The sequence below is a fragment of the Caballeronia arvi genome (assembly GCF_001544695.2).
Taxonomy (GTDB): domain Bacteria; phylum Pseudomonadota; class Gammaproteobacteria; order Burkholderiales; family Burkholderiaceae; genus Caballeronia; species Caballeronia arvi.
This window is the reverse complement of the sequence record NZ_FCOM02000013.1, coordinates 173,685-191,427: the sequence shown is the minus strand read 5'-3', so window position 1 is coordinate 191,427 and position 17,743 is coordinate 173,685. Positions and strand designations below refer to the sequence as shown.

The window sequence follows — 17,743 nt, the reverse complement described above, 5'->3', positions numbered from 1 at the left end:
CCATGTAACACAAACGGGCTACCGCTTCGCGTGCACGGAAGGGATCAGCAACCGAACACTGAGGGCAATATACAAGTAACCAAAGAAAGCAGCTTCTCCCAGCCTAAGCACTTCATACCGGCCGCGGCACAGGCGATTGGCTGAATGGAACCCAGAGTAGCGAGTGCCCCCACAAGCAGAACCGGGCTTGGATCGCGCACGGTCTGACTAGCCATAACATCAAGGACACTGGTTCAGCACGAAAGAGTTCTGGCACAGCGCTACGCGCTGCCGCCGGGCATGCAAGGGAAACCACCGGTGGGCATACCAATACGCAGGCTCACGCAAACTCGCTCTTCCCGTCGGCCGCGAAGCGGGCTGGAGCTAAATGGTGCTGAACCAGTCAGTAGTGCGGCGCGATATCACAGACCGTGCGCGATCCAAGCCCGGTGAGACCTACGAGGGCACTCGCTACTCTGGGGGCCATTAGGTGATCGCCTGTGCCGCGGCCGGTATGAAGTGCTTAGGCTGGGGATAGCTGTTTCTTTGGTTACTTTCTTTGCAGCAGCAAAGAAAGTGACTGCCGCCCCGCATAGGGGCGAAGCTAATAGACCGACAAGAAATCAGAATTCCACGAAAGAAGCAGAAACCAAATTTTCACGAACACCAGGAGTGACCCTCTCGTGAGTAATCTGAAAATCAAAAAAGCCGCCGTGCTCGGCGCAGGCGTGATGGGCGCGCAGATCGCTGCGCATCTGATCAACGCCCGCGTCCCGGTCATGCTCTTCGATCTTCCGGCAAAGGAAGGCCCGAAGAACGCCATCGCACTGAAAGCGATAGAGAACCTCAAGAAGCTTTCCCCAGCACCGCTGGGAATAAAAGACGATGCGCACTACATCGAGCCCGCGAACTACGACGACGACATCGAGCAACTCAAAACCTGCGATCTCGTGATCGAAGCCATCGCCGAGCGCATGGACTGGAAGCACGATCTCTACAAGAAGGTCTCGCCGCATATCGCGCCGCATGCAATCTTCGCGACCAATACATCTGGCCTGTCGATCACCGAGCTATCGAACGGCTTCGACGATGAGCTCAAAGCGCGTTTCTGCGGCGTGCACTTCTTCAATCCGCCGCGCTACATGCACCTGGTCGAACTGATTCCGACCACGGCAACGCAACCCGAAATCCTCGATCAGCTCGAAACGTTCCTGACGAGCGTGGTCGGCAAGGGCGTCGTGCGCGCGAAAGACACGCCGAACTTCATCGCGAATCGCGTGGGCATCTTTTCGATTCTCGCGGTGATCGCGGAAGCGGCAAAATTCGGCCTGCGTTTCGATGAAGTCGACGATCTCACCGGCTCGCGTCTCGGCCGCGCGAAGTCGGCGACCTTCCGCACCGCGGATGTCGTCGGTCTCGACACGATGGCGCACGTCATCAAGACAATGCAGGACAACCTGTCCGATGATCCGTTCTTCGCCGTCTACAAGACGCCCGCCGTGCTCGAAGCGCTCGTGAAAAACGGCGCGCTCGGCCAGAAGACCGGCGCCGGTTTCTATCGCAAGGAAGGCAAGGCGATCAAGGTGCTTGACCCGAAAACCGCGTCCTATGTCGATGGCGGCGCGAAGGCCGACGAACTTATCGGCCGGATTCTCAAGCGCCCGCCCGCCGAGCGCTTCAAGCTCTTGCGCGAAACGGACAACAAGCAGGCGCAATTCCTCTGGGCGATTTTCCGCGACGTGTTCCATTACATCGCCGTGCATCTGGAATCGATCGCCGACAACGCGCGCGACGTCGATCTCGCGATCCGCTGGGGCTTCGGCTGGAATCAAGGGCCGTTCGAAAGCTGGCAAGCGGCGGGCTGGCAGCAGATCGCGCAATGGGTGCAGGAAGATATCGATGCAGGCAAGGCGCTCTCGAACGCGCCGCTGCCCGCGTGGGTGCTCGACGGTCCCGTCGCTGCGAAGAACGGCGTGCACACGAACGAAGGCTCGTGGTCGCCTGCCGCGCGTCGCTTCGTTCCGCGTTCGACGTTGCCCGTGTACGAGAAGCAAGTCTTCCGCGCGCCGCTCGAAGGTGAATCGGGTGCCGATCCGAAGACCTTCGGCAAGACGCTCTTCGAAACCGAAAACGTGCGCGCCTGGCTCGATCGCGACGATAGCGACGTCGTCATCGTTTCGTTCAAGACGAAGATGAACACGATCGGCCCCGGCGTGATCGACGGCCTCACGCAAGCGATCGAACTCGCGGAGAAGGAATACGCGGGCGTCGTTATCTGGCAACCGACTTCGCTGCAACTCGGCGCGCCGGGCGGACCGTTCTCGGCGGGCGCGAATCTCGAAGAAGCGATGCCCGCGTTCATGATGGGCGGCGCGAAAGGCATCGAGCCATTCGTGAAGAAATTCCAGCAAGGCATGCTGCGCGTGAAATACGCGAACGTGCCGGTCGTGGCGGCGGTGTCGGGCATCGCGCTCGGCGGCGGCTGTGAGTTGCTGCTGCAATCGGCTGCGCGCGTCGCGCATGTCGAAAGCTATATCGGTCTCGTTGAAGTAGGCGTCGGTCTCGTGCCCGCGGGCGGCGGCCTGAAGGAAGCCGCGTTGCGCGCAGCCGAGGCCGCGAGCGCCGTCAACGCGACGAGCGATCTGCTCAAGTTCCTGCAAAAGCCGTTCGAAAACGCGGCGATGGCAAAGGTCTCGGCCTCCGCATTCGATGCCCGCGCGATGGGCTATCTGAAGCCGACCGACACGATCGTTTTCAACGTGCACGAACTGCTCGACATCGCGAAGAAGGAAGCGCGTGCGTTGAGCGCGTCGGGTTATCGGCCGCCGTTGCGCGTGAAGCAGGTGCCGGTTGCGGGCCGCTCCGCGATCTCGACGATCAAGGCGTCGCTCGTCAACATGCGCGACGGCCGGTTCATCAGCGATCACGATTATCTGATCGCGAGCCGCATCGCCGAAGCGGTGTGCGGCGGTGACGTCGAAGCGGGCAGTCTCGTCGACGAAGAATGGCTGCTGGCGCTGGAGCGTCGCGCGTTCGTCGAGCTGCTCGGCACGCAAAAGACGCAAGAGCGAATCATGGGCATGTTGCAGACCGGCAAGCCGGTTCGTAACTAATCGCGGAGCGAAAAAGCAATGACCAAACAACTTCAAGACGCATACATCGTCGCCGCGAGCCGCACGCCGATCGGCAAGGCGCCGCGCGGCGTGTTCAAAAATACGCGCCCGGACGAACTGCTCGTCCACGCGATCAAATCTGCCGTCGCGCAAGTGCCGGGGCTCGATACGAGCGTGATCGAAGACGCAATCGTCGGCTGCGCGATTCCCGAAGCCGAGCAAGGCTTGAACGTCGCGCGCATGGGCGCGTTGCTGTCGGGCTTGCCGAACACGGTCGGCGGCGTCACGGTGAACCGTTTCTGCGCGTCGGGTCTCACGGCGCTCGCGATGGCGGCGGACCGCATTCGCGTCGGCGAAGCGGATGCGATGATCGCCGGCGGCTGCGAATCGATGAGCATGGTGCCGATGATGGGTAACAAGCCGTCGCTGTCGCCGCATATCTTCGATCGCAATGAGGACGTCGGCATCGCGTACGGCATGGGCTTGACGGCAGAGCGAGTCGCGGAGCGCTGGAAGGTGAGCCGCGAGGCGCAGGACGCGTTCGCGGTGGAATCGCATCGCCGTGCGCTGGTAGCGCAGCAGTCGGGCGAATTCGCCGATGAAATCGCGGCCTACATGCTCAACGAGCGCTTCCCGGATCTGGCCTCGGGCGAAGTGCGCGTGAACGCGCGCGCGATCGCGCTCGACGAAGGTCCGCGCGCGGACACGACGATCGAAGGTCTCGCGAAACTGCGTCCGGTGTTTGCTAACAAGGGCTCGGTCACGGCCGGCAACAGCTCGCAGACGTCGGATGGCGCGGGCGCGCTGATCGTCGTGTCGGAAAAGGTCTTGAAGCAGTTCAACCTGACGCCGCTCGCGCGCTTCGTGAGCTTCGCGGTGCGCGGCGTGCCGCCGGAGATCATGGGCATCGGCCCGAAGGAAGCGATTCCGGCCGCACTGAAGGCAGCGGGTCTGAAGCAGGACGACATCGACTGGATCGAGCTGAACGAAGCGTTCGCGGCGCAGGCGCTCGCGGTGATCGGCGACCTCGGTCTCGATGCGTCGAAGGTCAATCCGCTCGGCGGCGCGATCGCGCTCGGCCATCCGCTCGGCGCGACGGGCGCGATCCGCGCATCGACGGTCGTGCACGGACTGCGCCGTCGCAAGCTCAAGTACGGCATGGTGACGATGTGCGTCGGCACCGGCATGGGCGCGGCGGGCATCATCGAGCGGCTGTAAAGCGTTTGACGGTCCACGCGTTTGGAAACGTGTGGACCGCACGAGGAGACAACGTATGGAAATTCAGATCGGACGCGCGGACGGCGTGCTGAGCATCGTGCTCAATCGTCCCGAGAAGAAAAACGCGATCACCGCGGCGATGTATCAGGAAATGGCCGACGGACTCTACGAAGCCGAGATGGACCCGAGCGTGCGCGCGGTGCTGATCCGCGCCGTCGGCACGACGTTCAGTGCGGGCAACGATCTCGACGACTTCCTGAACGACCCGCCCAAAGGCTCCGACGCGCCCGTGTTTCAGTTTCTGCGGCGCATCAGCGGTTTCCCGAAGCCGATCGTGGCGGCGGTGGCGGGCATGGCGGTCGGCATCGGCACGACGATGCTCCTGCATTGCGACATCGTCTACGCGAGCCCGAATGCGAAGTTCTCGGTGCCGTTCGTGCAGTTGGGACTGTGCCCGGAAGCCGCGTCGAGTTTGTTGCTGCCGCGCACGGCGGGCTATCAGCGCGCGGCGGAAAAGCTCTTGCTGGGCGAAGCGTTCGACGTGAACGAAGCGATCGGCATGGGCTTCGTGAACGGCGCGATCGATGCCGCCGAACTCGACGCCTACGCGTTCGACAAGGCGAAGCGGCTGGCAATGCTGCCCGCCTCGTCGCTGCGCGTGACCAAGTCGTTGATGAAAGGCGCGCAAGCCAGCGAAGTGGCCGCGCGCATCGATGAGGAAGCCGCGCACTTCGCGCGCCTGCTCGTGGCACCGGAAGCGCGCGAGGCGTTTCAGGCGTTCTTCGACAAGCGCAAGCCGAACTTCAGCCAGTTCGAATGAGCGGCGTCATTCCACGTCGTATTCGACGAAGCTGTTCTCGCGCGCGAAGCTGACGAGCCGCAGGCCCGCCTGCTTCGCAATCGAGATGGCGAGCGACGTCGGCGCGGAAATCGTCGCGATCATCGGCACGCCCACGCGCGCCGACTTGCGCACGAGCTCGTAGCTCGCGCGGCTCGACAGGAACACGAAACCCTGCGTCGTATCCTCGCGCCTGAGAATCAACTGGCCGATGAGCTTGTCGAGCGCGTTATGCCGCCCGACATCCTCGAACGCATAGCGCACGGCGCCGGTTTCATCGCACCAGGCGGCGGCGTGCAGGCCGCCCGTCAGCTTCGTCAACTGCTGATGCGCGGGCAATTCGCGCGCGGCGCGCTCGATCGCATCGGATGCGAGGCGCGCGAGAAAGCCCGTGTCCGGCACGCGCTCGGGCTGAAGATCCAGCAAGTCGATGCTCTCGATGCCGCATACGCCGCAACCCGTGCGGCCCGCCAGCGCGCGTCGTTTGTCCTTGAGCGCCGCGAACGCCTGCTGCACGACCTGCAGATGCACTTCGGCATGCGGCAAGGCGACGCCGTCATCGCGGAAATAGACTTCGATGTCGTGGATATCGCTGCCGCGCCCGACGATGCCTTCCGTCAGCGAGAAGCCCACGGCGAAGGCTTCGAGATCGCGCGGCGTGCACATCATCACCGCGTGCGAGATGCCGTTGAACACGAGCGCGACGGGCCATTCCTGACCGACGTGATCCGCCGCGATCGCGCTTTCGCCTTTGCGATGACGGCGCACCTGGCGCTCGACGAAGCCGGGTTGATCATCGGTTTCGAGTTGATTCACTTTTGCTGCTCCAGACCGGTTCTTCAAGTAAAGTCGGGTATGTGACTTGCTGTCAGTTATTGCTGTTCGCGCGCTGTTCGCGCGCTGATCGCGCGAGCGGCGGCCAGCCAGCAATGGTTCCAGCCAGATCCTAGGCCCTACAATAACTTAAGGTGGCGTTGCGCGCCGCGCACCCCCTCAATCCAACGAGGCTTGTTATGGGACTCTATGACGCCGCGCGTCTTTTCGAATTCGAAGTCGAATCGTCGGACAATCTGCGCTTCATTCCGCTCGCCGTGCGCTTCAATCTCGACCGTTTCGGCATGCGCATCACGCTCGATCAATGGCAGCAGTTGCCTTATGAAGATCGCGCGCTTCTCGCACGTTTTCCGATCGAAGAGGAAGCCGGGCTCGAGAAGAACTTCGATCTCGCGCTCGAAGAGATGATGAAGACGCACGCCAACGCAGCGCCCGAGCAGATCGAGCGCGATCCCGAACCGGTGTGGGCGCACGCCGATGCCGTGCCCGAGGCCGTGATCCGGCAAAGCAGCCTGTGCGGCGTGAGCGCACCGAGCCTCGACCGCTGGGGCGGCCTCGACCGTTTCCAGCGTTACGCGCTCGCGAAACTCTCGCGCAACACGGACAAGATCAACCACGATTTCCTGCCCGCGATGCGCGAATTCGGCCTCGCCGAGTGAAGGACGGGGCGCGCAAACGTTATGCGTCCGCTTTAATCAGATTATTTGCGGACAAGCCCTAAATATGGGGCGAGCGGTGCCGTTATTGGGCGTTATCCATCAATCGCGGTGTGGACGGGTTTCACGCCGCGCATTCGCGTGGACGCGCCTCCTTTCGATGCGCGTCCGACGCGCATCAAAGGATTCGCCCGCCGCTCATGACTCGATTCCTTTCCAGGGGTTTGCTCGTCAACATCGCTGTTGTCTTGGCTGCGCTCGGCGCGAACGCGTTCGTCGCGTGTGAACGCATCGGCGGATTGCGCGACAGCGACGCACGCACGCTACGCTCGATGAGCCTCCTGCGTGATCTCGCGGCATATCGCGGCTCGCTCGGCGAATCGCTCACGCAACTGAGCCGTTTCGAAGCCACCGGCATCGCCGATACCGACGCGCGCCATCAGGCGCGCGTGGCGCATCTCGACGCGCTCGAAAGCGGCCTGCGCGCGCAGTTCGCGATGGAGCCCGGCATGAGCGCCGCGTTCGATGCGCTCACCAAGCGCGCCGCCGTGATGCGCCGCGATGCCGATCGCGCGTTCGAGCAGGCGAAGAACGCCGGGCCCGACGACTCCCGCGCCTGGGCCGATGCCGCGTTCGTCACGCTGGGCGAAGACCAGCAGGCCGTCGACGAGGAACTCGCGGCCGTGCGCACGCGCATCGACAACGCGACGATCACCGCGCTCGACGAGTCCGCGCAGGCATCGAGCGGCACGATGCTGCTGCTCGTCTTCACGATGCTCGCGGGCAGCGGCGTGCTCATCTATTTGTTCGCGAGCCACGAGCGGCAGTCGCGCGAAAAGCTCGGCGTCGTGCGCGCGCGGCAACGCAGCAACGAGCGCTTTCGCGGCATGTTCGAGGCGCATCCGGTGCCGATGTGGATTGTCGATCGCGAGACGATGCGCTTCATCGCCGTGAATCCGGCCGCGATCGAACGCTTCGGCTTCAACGAGCCGGAGTTCATGAACATGACGCTGCGCGATCTGCATCATGCCGACGACTTCGACAGCTTCGCCGCCCGTCTCGCGCGCAGCGGCGCCGAAGCGGGCGACCGGCCAGTGTCCGCGATGTCAGGCCAGGGCCCGGCCGGCGTGTGGCGCTATCGCTGCAAGGATGGCGCGATCGTCAGCGCCGACGTGTCGCATCACGCGCTCGCATATTCGAACCGGCCGGGCATCTTCATGCTGGCGAACGACGTCACGGACCGCATCAACGCGGAAGCGGAAGCACGCCGCTCGAACGAGATGCTCGAAGCGGTCATCGACAATATTCCGCAGCGTGTGTTCTGGAAGGACCGCGAACTGCGCTATCTCGGCTGCAACAACGCGTTCGCGCGCGATGCGGGTCTCGCGTACAACGAGCAGGTCATCGGCAAGACGGATTACGAGCTGCCGTGGAGCGCGCTCGCGGATCTCGTGCGCGCCGACGACGAAGAGGTCATCGTCACTACCGTCCCGAAGATGCATCACGAGCGCGATATCGTGATGGGCGATCAGCTGCGCACGGTCGTGTCCAGTAAACTGCCGCTGCTCGACGGCGAAGGCGAAACCATTGGCATACTCGGTTCGTATCACGACGTCACCGATCACAAGCGCGCCGAACTCGCGCTGCGTCTGCAAAGCCGCGCGCTCGACGCGAGCGTCAACGCGATTCTGATCACGGGCGTCGTCGATGGCGCGAACGTCATCGAATATGCGAATCCGGCGTTCAAGCGCATCACCGGTTACGACCCGAGCGAGGTCATCGGCCACGATTGCCGCTTCCTGCATGGTCCCGACGGCGATCAGGACGGGCTCACTGCGATTCGTCGCGCGCTCGCCGTGAACACGGAAGCGAGCGTCGTGGTGCGCAACTATCGCAAGGACGGCGCGCTCTTCTGGAACCAGCTTTTCGTCGCGCCCGTGCCGAACGCGCAGGGATTGACCACTCATCACATCGGCATCATCAACGACGTGACCGATCTGATGCGCTATCAGGAAGAGCTCGAATATCAGGCGAATTACGACACGCTCACGCGCCTGCCCAACCGCAATCTGCTGAAGGACCGGCTGCAGCATGCGATCGAGGCGGCGCGGCGGCGCGAGACGAAGATCGCCGTCGTGTTCATGGATCTCGATGGTTTCAAGAACGTCAACGACAGTCTCGGCCACAGCGTCGGCGACCGGCTGCTCGCGGTGATCGCGGAGCGGCTCGCGCGCTCGGCGCGGTCGAGCGACACGGTCGCGCGTCACGGCGGCGACGAGTTCGTCGTCGTGCTGCCCGATCTCACCGACGAAGCCGGTCTGATCGCGTGGATGGAGCGCACGCGCGCGGCGATTTCGGAACCGGTCTGGCTCGACGACACCGAGCTGTATGTCGGCTGCAGCATGGGTGCGAGCCTCTTCCCGCAAGATGGCGACGACGCCGAAACCGTCATGAAGAAGGCCGATCTCGCGATGTATCGCGCGAAGGACATGGGCCGCAACAACTATCAGTTCTATCAGCCGGAGATGAACGCGAGCGTCGGCGCGCGCATGAATCTCGAACGCCGCTTGCGGCGCGCGCTGCGTGACGGTGAGTTCCTGCTGCACTATCAGCCGCAGGTGGACATGAACTCGCGTCAGATCGTCGGCATCGAAGCGCTCGTGCGCTGGTGCGATCCGGAACAAGGGCTCGTGTCACCGGCGTCGTTCATTCCGGTGGCGGAAGAGAGCGGGCTGATCGGGCCGCTGTCGGAGTGGGTGCTGCGCGAGGCGTGCCGGCAGAACAAGGCGTGGCAGGATGCCGGGCTGCCGCCGGCGCGCGTGTCGGTGAATCTGTCGGCGCGGCATTTTCAGCAGCGCGATATCGCAAGGCTCGTGACGTCCGTGCTCGAAGAAACGGGCCTGGAGCCGCGCTATCTCGAACTCGAGCTCACCGAAAGCGCCATCATGCGCAACGCCGAGGAAGCCATCACGATGCTTTCGGAGCTATCGGCGCTCGGTATCGGCATTGCCATCGACGATTTCGGCACGGGCTATTCGAGCCTTTCGTATCTGAAGCGCTTTCCGGTGCATCGGCTGAAGATCGATCGCTCGTTCGTCGCGGATATCGGCGAGTCGAGCGACGATGAAACCATCACGTCGGCGATCATCGCGCTCGCGCATTCGCTGGAACTGCAGGTGATCGCGGAAGGCGTGGAGACGCACGCGCAGCACGACTTCCTGCGCGAGCGCGACTGCGACGAGATGCAAGGCTATCTGTTCTCGCGCCCGATGCCGCACGAGGCGATACCGGGCCTGTTGCAGCAAGGCGTGCTGCCTCACTGAATCTGCGTGCTCAGTCGAGCGACGGCAGCACGCGCGGACGGCGGTCGCGGTCGGTCGCGACGTAGGTGAGCGTGGCTTCCGTCACCTTGACGAGTTCTTCGGCGAGGCTCATGCGCTGCGCCCAGACCTCGACCGACACCGTGACGGACGTATTGCCCGTCTTCACGATATCGGCGTAGAAGCTCAACAGGTCGCCGACGAACACCGGATGCTTGAACAGAAACGAATTCACCGCGACGGTCGCGACGCGGCCATTCGCGCGGCGGCTCGCGGGGATGGAGCCGGCGATATCGACCTGCGCCATGATCCATCCGCCGAAGACGTCGCCGTGGACATTGGCGTCGCTGGGCTGCGGCACGACGCGCAGCGCGACGTGCTTTTCGGGAAGTGTCGATTGATCGGCCATGAAAGATGTTCCGGTTTGCAAGGCGCAAGCGTTGGCTCGCGGCGCCAAGCGGCCCCTTGAACCTTCTGCGACAATGCTTATTTGTGAAGAGTCCATCGGCGCGAGGCAATGACTCGATGACGCCACCGGCTCGCAGTAAATTGTACGGGAAGCATGCGCCAGACGTGCTCCCGCTTCGACTATAAGCGTCCCCGACGCCGCGCCCCAACGCGACGCGCTCACACAATACGACTCATGCGCCGCTACTCCAACAGCGAGCCCGGCCCGATGGCCCAGGGCCCGCGCAACGACTGGCAGACGATCCGCTCGCTGCTGCCTTATCTCACCACGTACAAATGGCGTGTCGCGTTCGCGCTGACTTGCCTGATCGGCGCGAAGGTCGCGAATCTCGGCGTGCCGATCGTGATGAAGCGCATCGTCGATGGCCTCGCGTCCGTGCAGCATCTCACCGCGCTCGGACGCGCGACCGATGCGCCGGGCATCGTGCTGATCGGCGGCATCGGGCTGCTCGTGATCGCGTATGCGGCCGCGCGGCTTTCGACCTCGCTCTTCACCGAACTGCGCGAACTGCTCTTCGCCAAAGTCACCGAGAGCGCCGTGCGGCAACTCGCGCTGCAGGTGTTCCGTCATCTGCATTCGCTGTCGCTGCGCTTTCATCTGGAGCGGCAGACGGGCGGCATGTCACGCGACATCGAACGCGGCACGCGCGGCATCCAGCAACTCGTTTCCTATTCGCTCTACAGCATCCTGCCGACGCTCGTCGAAGTCGGGCTCGTGCTCGCGTTCTTCGTGACGAAATACGAAGCGTATTACGCGATCGTCACCTTCATCGCGCTCGTCACGTATATCGTGTTCACGGTGAAGGTGACGGAGTGGCGCACGCACTTTCGCCGCACGATGAACGATCTCGATTCGAAGGCGAACTCGCGCGCGATCGATTCGCTGCTCAACTACGAAACGGTGAAGTACTTCGGCAACGAAGAGTGGGAAACGCGCCGTTACGACGAAAATCTGCAGCGCTATCGCGCGGCCGCGATCAAGTCGCAGCGCTCGCTGTCGATGCTGAACTTCGGGCAGCAGACGATCATCGGCGTCGGGCTCGTGTTCATTCTGTGGCGCGCCACTCAAGGCGTGATGGCGGGCCGTCTCACGCTCGGCGATCTCGTGCTCATCAACACGTTCATGCTGCAGCTTTATATCCCGCTGAATTTTCTCGGCGTGGTGTATCGCGAACTGAAGCAGGCGCTGACCGACATGGACCGCATGTTCACGCTGCTCGGCGCGGGCCGCGAAGTGCCCGATGCGCCGAACGCGTTGCCGCTCGTCGTGCGCGGCGGCGAAGTGCGTTTCGGCAACGTGAGCTTTGCGTATGAAAAGGCGCGGCAGATTCTGCACGGCGTCGATTTCACGATTCCGGCGGGGACGACGACGGCCGTGGTCGGGCACAGCGGTTCGGGCAAATCGACGCTCGGGCGTTTGCTGTTCCGCTTCTACGATCTGGATCGCGCGCAGGGCGGCGGCATCGAGATCGACGGGCAGGATATTCGCGACGTGACGCAGGATTCGCTGCGTGCGGCGATCGGCATCGTGCCGCAGGATACTGTGCTCTTCAACGACTCGATCTACTACAACATCGCGTATGGAAGGCCGTCCGCGAGTCGCGAGGAAGTGATCGCGGCGGCGCGCGCGGCGCATATCCACGATTTCATCGAGGCGCTGCCGGCGGGTTACGACACACCCGTTGGCGAGCGCGGGCTGAAGTTGTCGGGCGGCGAGAAGCAGCGCGTGGCGATCGCGCGCACGTTGCTCAAGAACCCGCCCATCCTGATTTTCGACGAAGCCACGTCCGCGCTCGATTCGAAATCCGAGCGCGCGATCCAGCGCGAACTCGATTCGATCGCGCGTGAAAGGACGACGCTCATCATCGCGCACCGGCTGTCGACGGTCGTGCATGCGCAGCAGATCATCGTGATGGATCACGGGCGCATCGTGGAGCGGGGCACGCATGCGGAATTGTTGAGCGCGGGCGGGTTGTTCGCGCAGATGTGGGCGCTTCAACAACAACGCGCCGCCGGGCCGGGCGAGGGCGAGGCGGCGCTGGCGGCACTGGGCGAATGATCGCGAAGGATCACTCCATCGCGTGTGCGCCGCCGATCGCGACTGCATCGCGCGACTGCGCGGCCGTCGACGACCAGCGCAGCCACTGGCCGCGCAGCATGAACAACGCGCCGAACGCACACGTCGCGAGCACGCCGAAGGTCGCGAAGCCCATCTGATAGCTGCCGGTGCTTTCCTTGGCGATGCCCATGATCACCGGCAGATAGAACCCGCCGATGCCGCCCGCCGCACCGACGATCCCCGACAGCAATCCCGTCTTGCCCTTCCAGCGATGCGGCACGAGCTGGAACGTCGAGCCGTTGCCAAGACCGAACGCGATATACAGCCCGATCAGAATCGCGAGACCGCCCGCGACCGGCGGCATCCAGATCGCGAACGCGAAGTCGCCGATTGCGATCGCGGCGAGCAGCACGAGCAGCGCACGCACGCCCGTCACGCGATCCGCGACATAGCCGCCGAACGGCCGCACGATCGCGCCGAGAAACGCGAGCAGCGACATGAAGAGGCCGGCTTCGAGCTTCGGCATCTGATAAAGCGACGTGAGCAACAACGTCACATACGACGACATGCCGACAAACCCGCCGAACGTGATGCTGTAGATCAGCATGATGACCCACGTGTCGCGCTCGCGGAGCACCGACCGATAGTGCCGCGGCAGCACCGCGATCGCGATGAGCGCGCCGATCACCGGCAACAGCAGCACACCGGCCTTGCCGCCGCCGAACACGCCGCCGTGCACCGCGAGCACCAGCACGAGCAAACTGACGAGCGTCACAGCGAAACTCGACAGCGCACGCAGCGTGCTGCCGGTTTTTTCGCCCGCATCCGATGCCCACGCATACAGCGCAACCGCCGTGATTGCGAGCAGCGGCAAGGCGGCCGCGGTCGACATCTGCCAGCCGAAGGCATCGGCGAGATGCGGGAACAGGAAGCCATCGAGCACCGCGCCGATGTTGCCGGCCGCGGCGAGACCGAGCACGAGCCCCTGCACTTTCGGCGGATAGTTGCTGCCGGCCATCGGCAGCGCGACGGCGAAGCTCGCGCCGCCCATGCCGAGGAACACGCCGAGCACGAGCAGGAGCGCATAGGACGGCACGTCGGGCAAGAGCGGCAGCACGATCGACGGAATCGACGAAAGCACGACGCCCATCAGCGCGACACGCCGCCCGTCTGTCGATTGATAGAGATTGCCGAGCGTCACGCGCAGGATGGCCGCGGCGAGCACCGGCACCGCGACGAGAAAGCCCTGCTGCGCGGCGGACATCGTCACGTCGCGGCCGATGAACGGCGCAAGCGGCCCGTACAGCACCCAGACGGTGAAACCCGTATCGAAATAAAGGAAGCAGGCGAGGAGCGAGCGCCAGTTGCCGCTCTTGAGCGATGCGATCAGATTGGACATTGCGGGTTCCGTATGCGCGCGTGCTGCCGGATGAGCACGCGACGGCCCTAAAAACTGCAAGCATCATGCCAATGAGCTGCATATATGCTCGACGCTTCATGCTGACGCGGGATGCGAGCGACAGCGCGCGGGTGAGCGTCGCGCACAAAAGCACCGCGTGCGTGCGCCGCCGCCTGCCGTTGGTGCGCCGCGCCTTCGCGCGGTTCATGCGCCCGCTAGAATGCGGTCTTCGTCTTTTATGCGCCCGGCGGCGCCCGTCGAAATGGAACTCAAATGGCTGGAAGACTTCGTCTCGCTCGCGGAGACGCGCAGCTTTAGCCGCTCCGCCGAACTGAGGCACATCACGCAGCCCGCTTTCTCGCGGCGCATCCAGGCGCTGGAGGCGTGGCTCGGCACGGAACTCATCGACCGGTCCGTGTATCCGACGCGGCTCACGCAGGCCGGCAACGTGTTCTACGAGCAGGCGCTTGCGATGCTCTCGCAATTCCACGAAGCGCGCACGCTGCTGCGCGGGCAGGGCGGCGTGCCGTCGGCGACGATCGAGTTCGCCGTGCCGCACACGCTTTCGCTCACGTACTTTCCGCGCTGGCTCGAACACATCGAGGCGCGGCTCGGACGCATCCGCACGCGGTTGCGTGCGCTCAACGTGCACGATGCGGTGCTCTCGCTCGTCGAAGGCGGCTGCGATCTCGTGATGGGCTATCACCATCCGAGCCATCCGGTCGCGCTCGATCCCGCGCGCTACGACATGCTCACGCTCGGTGTCGAGCCGATCAGCCCGTTCTCGTCGGTCACCAAAGGCGGACGCGCGCGCTTCACGCTGCCCGCGACGGCCGAATCGCCGGTGCCGTATCTGTCGTACACGCCGAATGCGTATCTCGGCCGCATGACGGAGGTGATCATCGCGACCGCGCCCGCGCGGCTGTATCTCGACAAGGTCTATGAAACCGATATGGCCGAAGGCCTGAAAGCGATGGCGCTCGCGGGCCACGGCGTCGCGTTTCTGCCGCACAGCGCCGTCGAGGACGCGGTGGAGGAAGGGCGGCTCGTGCGCCTCGATCGCGGCACGCGCGGCACGCCCGCCGGTCAGTTCACGCTGACGATGGACATCCGGCTCTATCGGGACAAACTCGCGGCGACCGGCGAGGAACCGCGCCAGGCGTTGATGCGCGCGCTCTGGGATGCGGTCGGCGAGGAATTGCAGAAGGCATCGCCGGACAAGCCCGCCGCGTAAGTCTCCGCGACGTTATGCAGAAATTGCATGATCGGATAAGGAAACGGCATTGGATTTGGAAACGCCGTTTTTCGACAATGAGCGAATTCCTTCACCGCTGGAGCCTCAATGTCTGCCTCGAAGCAACCTGTGCAAGCGCCGGACGCAAAACACGCCATTCCGTCGTATCTCCACGCCGACGATCTCGGACCTTGGGGAAACTATCTGCAGCAGGTCGATCGCGTCGCCCCGTATCTCGGTTCTCTCTCCCGCTGGCTCGAAACGCTCAAGCGTCCGAAGCGCATTCTCGTCGTCGATTGCCCGATCGAACTCGATAACGGCACCGTCGCGCACTTCGAAGGCTATCGCGTGCAGCACAATACGTCGCGCGGTCCCGGCAAGGGCGGCGTGCGTTATCACCAGGACGTGACGCTCTCCGAAGTGATGGCGCTGTCCGCGTGGATGTCGGTGAAGAACGCGGCGGTGAACGTGCCGTACGGCGGCGCGAAGGGCGGTATCCGCGTCGATCCGCGCACGTTGTCGCGCGGCGAACTCGAGCGCGTGACGCGTCGCTACACCAGCGAGATCGGCATCATCATCGGGCCGAACACGGACATTCCCGCGCCGGACGTGAACACGAACGAGCAGATCATGGCGTGGATGATGGACACCTACTCCATGAACCAGGGCCAAACGGCCACCGGCGTCGTCACCGGCAAGCCGATTTCGCTCGGCGGTTCGCTCGGCCGTAAGGAAGCGACGGGACGCGGCGTGTTCGTCGTCGGCACGGAAGCGGCGCGGCGCATCGGCATGGAGATCGAAGGCGCGCGCATCGCGGTGCAGGGCTTCGGCAACGTCGGCGGCATCGCGGGCAAGCTGTTCCAGGAAGCGGGCGCGAAGGTCATCGCCGTGCAGGATCACACGGGCACGATCCACAACTCGAAGGGCATCGACACCATCGCGCTGCTCGATCACGTTGCGAAGAACGGCGGCGTGGGCGGCTTCGCGGGCGCGGACCCGGTCCAGGCTGACGAGTTCTGGATGATCGAAAGCGACATCCTGATTCCGGCCGCGCTGGAAAACCAGATCACCGAGAAGAACGCAGGGAAGATCCGCACGAAGATCGTCGTCGAAGGCGCGAACGGTCCGACCACGACCGCGGCGGACGACATCCTGACCGACAAGGGCGTCCTCGTCATTCCCGACGTGATCGCGAATGCGGGCGGCGTGACCGTGTCGTACTTCGAATGGGTGCAGGACTTCTCCAGCTTCTTCTGGACCGAGGACGAGATCAATCAGCGTCTCGAACGCGTGATGCGCGAAGCGTTCGCCGGCGTGTGGCAGGTTGCGAGCGAGCACAAGGTGTCGGTGCGCACGGCGGCGTTCATCGTCGCGTGTACGCGGATTCTCCAGGCGCGCGAAATGCGCGGTCTGTATCCCTGATCCGATGCGCTCGAGCGCATATCCGGCGAACGGTCGGCGGCAAGCGGGCCGCGATCGCGCCCTTTGAAAATGCGGGCGGCATATCCTCACGGAATGCCGCCCGCATTTGCATGAAAACTACAAGTCGGCGAGCTAGTTGTGTTCGGTCAAGCGTCTGCATAAAAACGCCAGTAATATGCGCGCTCGCACCGGGTTGGCCTGGCCGTCTCGCAAATAAGACGACGTGGGTTAACAATCATTCTTTCAGAATAATTACCCTGCTAAACTTGCCCCGTTTTTTGCCACAGGAGATCGAACAAATGAAGGTTAAAAAGGCTGCGCTGCTCGTCGCCGCGCTCGGGTTCATCGCAACGAGCGCTTATGCTCAGGACGCCGGCACGCTCAAGAAGATCAAGGACACGGGTGTGATCTCGCTGGGGCATCGCGAATCGTCCATTCCGTTTTCCTACTATGACGACAAGCAGAATGTCGTCGGCTACTCGCACGAGTTCGCGTTGAAAGTGGTGGAAGCGGTCAAGCAGAAGCTGGGCATGCAGGATCTGAAGGTGAAGCTCACGCCGATCACCTCGCAGAACCGCATTCCGCTCGTGCAGAACGGCACCGTGGATATCGAGTGCGGCTCGACCACGAACAACGCCGAGCGCCAGCAGCAAGTTTCCTTCTCGAACACGATCTTCGTGATCGGCACGCGCCTCATGACCAAGAAGGATTCCGGCGTGAAGGACTGGGCCGACCTGAAGGGCAAGACCGTCGTGACGACCGCCGGCACCACGTCCGAGCGCCTGCTTCGCAAGATGAATCAGGACAAGAACATGGGCATGAACGTCATCAGCGCGAAGGATCACGGCGAGTCGTTCCTGACGCTGTCGACGGGCCGCGCCGTCGCGTTCATGATGGACGATGCGCTGCTCGCCGGCGAGCGCGCCAAGTCGAACAACCCGAACGATTTCGTGATCGTAGGTGCGCCGCAATCGCATGAAGCGTACGGCTGCATGATCCGCAAGAACGATCCGGAGTTCAAGAAGGTCGTCGACGACGCGATCGCCAAGGTCGAAACGTCGGGCGATGCGGCCAAGATCTACAAGAAGTGGTTTGAAAGCCCGATCCCGCCGAAGGGTCTCAACCTCAACTTCCCTGAAAGTGACGACATGAAGGCTCTCTACAAGAGCCCGAATGACAAGGCAATCGACTAACCGGTTCGGA

Annotated in this window: 12 protein-coding genes; 9 read left to right on the top strand and 3 right to left on the bottom strand. The window is 63.5% G+C overall.

The features are described 5' to 3' along the window. Positions 1–662: 662 nt before the first annotated feature. Genes AWB74_RS17705 through AWB74_RS17695 form a run of 3 tightly spaced genes read left to right on the top strand, consistent with a single transcriptional unit; the run spans position 663 to position 5,130 of the window. Positions 663–3,092, top strand: coding sequence for a 3-hydroxyacyl-CoA dehydrogenase/enoyl-CoA hydratase family protein (locus AWB74_RS17705; RefSeq protein ID WP_061148023.1), 2,430 nt, complete (start codon positions 663–665; stop codon positions 3,090–3,092). 18 nt (positions 3,093–3,110) lie between these two features. Next, on the top strand, positions 3,111–4,310 hold the full coding sequence (locus tag AWB74_RS17700; protein WP_061148022.1) for an acetyl-CoA C-acyltransferase: 1,200 nt from the start codon (positions 3,111–3,113) through the stop codon (positions 4,308–4,310). Positions 4,311–4,365: 55 nt separating this feature from the next. After that, a complete protein-coding gene (locus AWB74_RS17695) occupies positions 4,366–5,130 on the top strand; it encodes an enoyl-CoA hydratase (protein WP_061148021.1) in 765 nt (254 codons plus the stop codon). Positions 5,131–5,136: 6 nt separating this feature from the next. Here the strand turns inward: AWB74_RS17695 and fdhD are convergent, their stop codons facing one another. Next, positions 5,137–5,964: a formate dehydrogenase accessory sulfurtransferase FdhD gene (gene fdhD, locus AWB74_RS17690; RefSeq protein ID WP_061148020.1), complete on the bottom strand. Its 828-nt coding sequence runs from the start codon at positions 5,962–5,964 to the stop codon at positions 5,137–5,139. Between the two features lie 197 nt (positions 5,965–6,161). On the opposite strand from fdhD, the gene AWB74_RS17685 reads away from it, so the two are divergent. After that, on the top strand, positions 6,162–6,641 hold the full coding sequence (locus tag AWB74_RS17685; RefSeq protein WP_061148019.1) for a nitrate reductase associated protein: 480 nt from the start codon (positions 6,162–6,164) through the stop codon (positions 6,639–6,641). Positions 6,642–6,838: 197 nt separating this feature from the next. Continuing rightward, positions 6,839–9,961 carry a sensor domain-containing protein gene (locus AWB74_RS17680; protein WP_061148018.1) on the top strand — a complete coding sequence of 1,041 codons (3,123 nt, stop codon included), beginning with the start codon at positions 6,839–6,841 and terminating at the stop codon, positions 9,959–9,961. Positions 9,962–9,971: 10 nt separating this feature from the next. Here the strand turns inward: AWB74_RS17680 and AWB74_RS17675 are convergent, their stop codons facing one another. Beyond that, complete coding sequence (locus tag AWB74_RS17675) at positions 9,972–10,367, bottom strand: acyl-CoA thioesterase (RefSeq protein ID WP_061127147.1); 396 nt, start codon at positions 10,365–10,367, stop codon at positions 9,972–9,974. Positions 10,368–10,601: 234 nt separating this feature from the next. Between AWB74_RS17675 and AWB74_RS17670 the strand changes: the two genes are divergently transcribed. Beyond that, the gene (locus tag AWB74_RS17670) at positions 10,602–12,485 is read left to right on the top strand and encodes an ABCB family ABC transporter ATP-binding protein/permease (RefSeq protein WP_061148017.1); all 1,884 of its coding nucleotides are present in this window, start codon (positions 10,602–10,604) and stop codon (positions 12,483–12,485) included. A 10-nt stretch (positions 12,486–12,495) separates the two neighbouring features. Here the strand turns inward: AWB74_RS17670 and AWB74_RS17665 are convergent, their stop codons facing one another. Further along, positions 12,496–13,884: an MFS transporter gene (locus AWB74_RS17665; protein ID WP_061148016.1), complete on the bottom strand. Its 1,389-nt coding sequence runs from the start codon at positions 13,882–13,884 to the stop codon at positions 12,496–12,498. Positions 13,885–14,146: 262 nt separating this feature from the next. On the opposite strand from AWB74_RS17665, the gene AWB74_RS17660 reads away from it, so the two are divergent. The 3 genes from AWB74_RS17660 (at position 14,147) to AWB74_RS17650 (ending at position 17,733) form a co-directional block, all read left to right on the top strand. Next, complete coding sequence (locus AWB74_RS17660; protein ID WP_061148047.1) at positions 14,147–15,118, top strand: LysR family transcriptional regulator; 972 nt, start codon at positions 14,147–14,149, stop codon at positions 15,116–15,118. A 108-nt stretch (positions 15,119–15,226) separates the two neighbouring features. Next, positions 15,227–16,540 (top strand): Glu/Leu/Phe/Val family dehydrogenase, encoded by a 1,314-nt coding sequence (locus AWB74_RS17655; RefSeq protein ID WP_061148015.1) that lies wholly within the window; start codon positions 15,227–15,229, stop codon positions 16,538–16,540. 299 nt (positions 16,541–16,839) lie between these two features. After that, on the top strand, positions 16,840–17,733 hold the full coding sequence (locus AWB74_RS17650; protein ID WP_061148014.1) for a glutamate/aspartate ABC transporter substrate-binding protein: 894 nt from the start codon (positions 16,840–16,842) through the stop codon (positions 17,731–17,733). Positions 17,734–17,743: the final 10 nt, after the last annotated feature.

Coding starts and splice junctions, on each gene's coding strand:
- AWB74_RS17700 (WP_061148022.1), top strand. CDS start 3,111: ATGACCAAACAACTTCAAGACGCATACATCGTCGCCGCGAGCCGCACG.
- AWB74_RS17695 (WP_061148021.1), top strand. CDS start 4,366: ATGGAAATTCAGATCGGACGCGCGGACGGCGTGCTGAGCATCGTGCTC.
- AWB74_RS17685 (WP_061148019.1), top strand. CDS start 6,162: ATGGGACTCTATGACGCCGCGCGTCTTTTCGAATTCGAAGTCGAATCG.
- AWB74_RS17680 (WP_061148018.1), top strand. CDS start 6,839: ATGACTCGATTCCTTTCCAGGGGTTTGCTCGTCAACATCGCTGTTGTC.
- AWB74_RS17675 (WP_061127147.1), bottom strand. CDS start 10,367: ATGGCCGATCAATCGACACTTCCCGAAAAGCACGTCGCGCTGCGCGTC.
- AWB74_RS17670 (WP_061148017.1), top strand. CDS start 10,602: ATGCGCCGCTACTCCAACAGCGAGCCCGGCCCGATGGCCCAGGGCCCG.
- AWB74_RS17665 (WP_061148016.1), bottom strand. CDS start 13,884: ATGTCCAATCTGATCGCATCGCTCAAGAGCGGCAACTGGCGCTCGCTC.
- AWB74_RS17660 (WP_061148047.1), top strand. CDS start 14,147: ATGGAACTCAAATGGCTGGAAGACTTCGTCTCGCTCGCGGAGACGCGC.
- AWB74_RS17655 (WP_061148015.1), top strand. CDS start 15,227: ATGTCTGCCTCGAAGCAACCTGTGCAAGCGCCGGACGCAAAACACGCC.
- AWB74_RS17650 (WP_061148014.1), top strand. CDS start 16,840: ATGAAGGTTAAAAAGGCTGCGCTGCTCGTCGCCGCGCTCGGGTTCATC.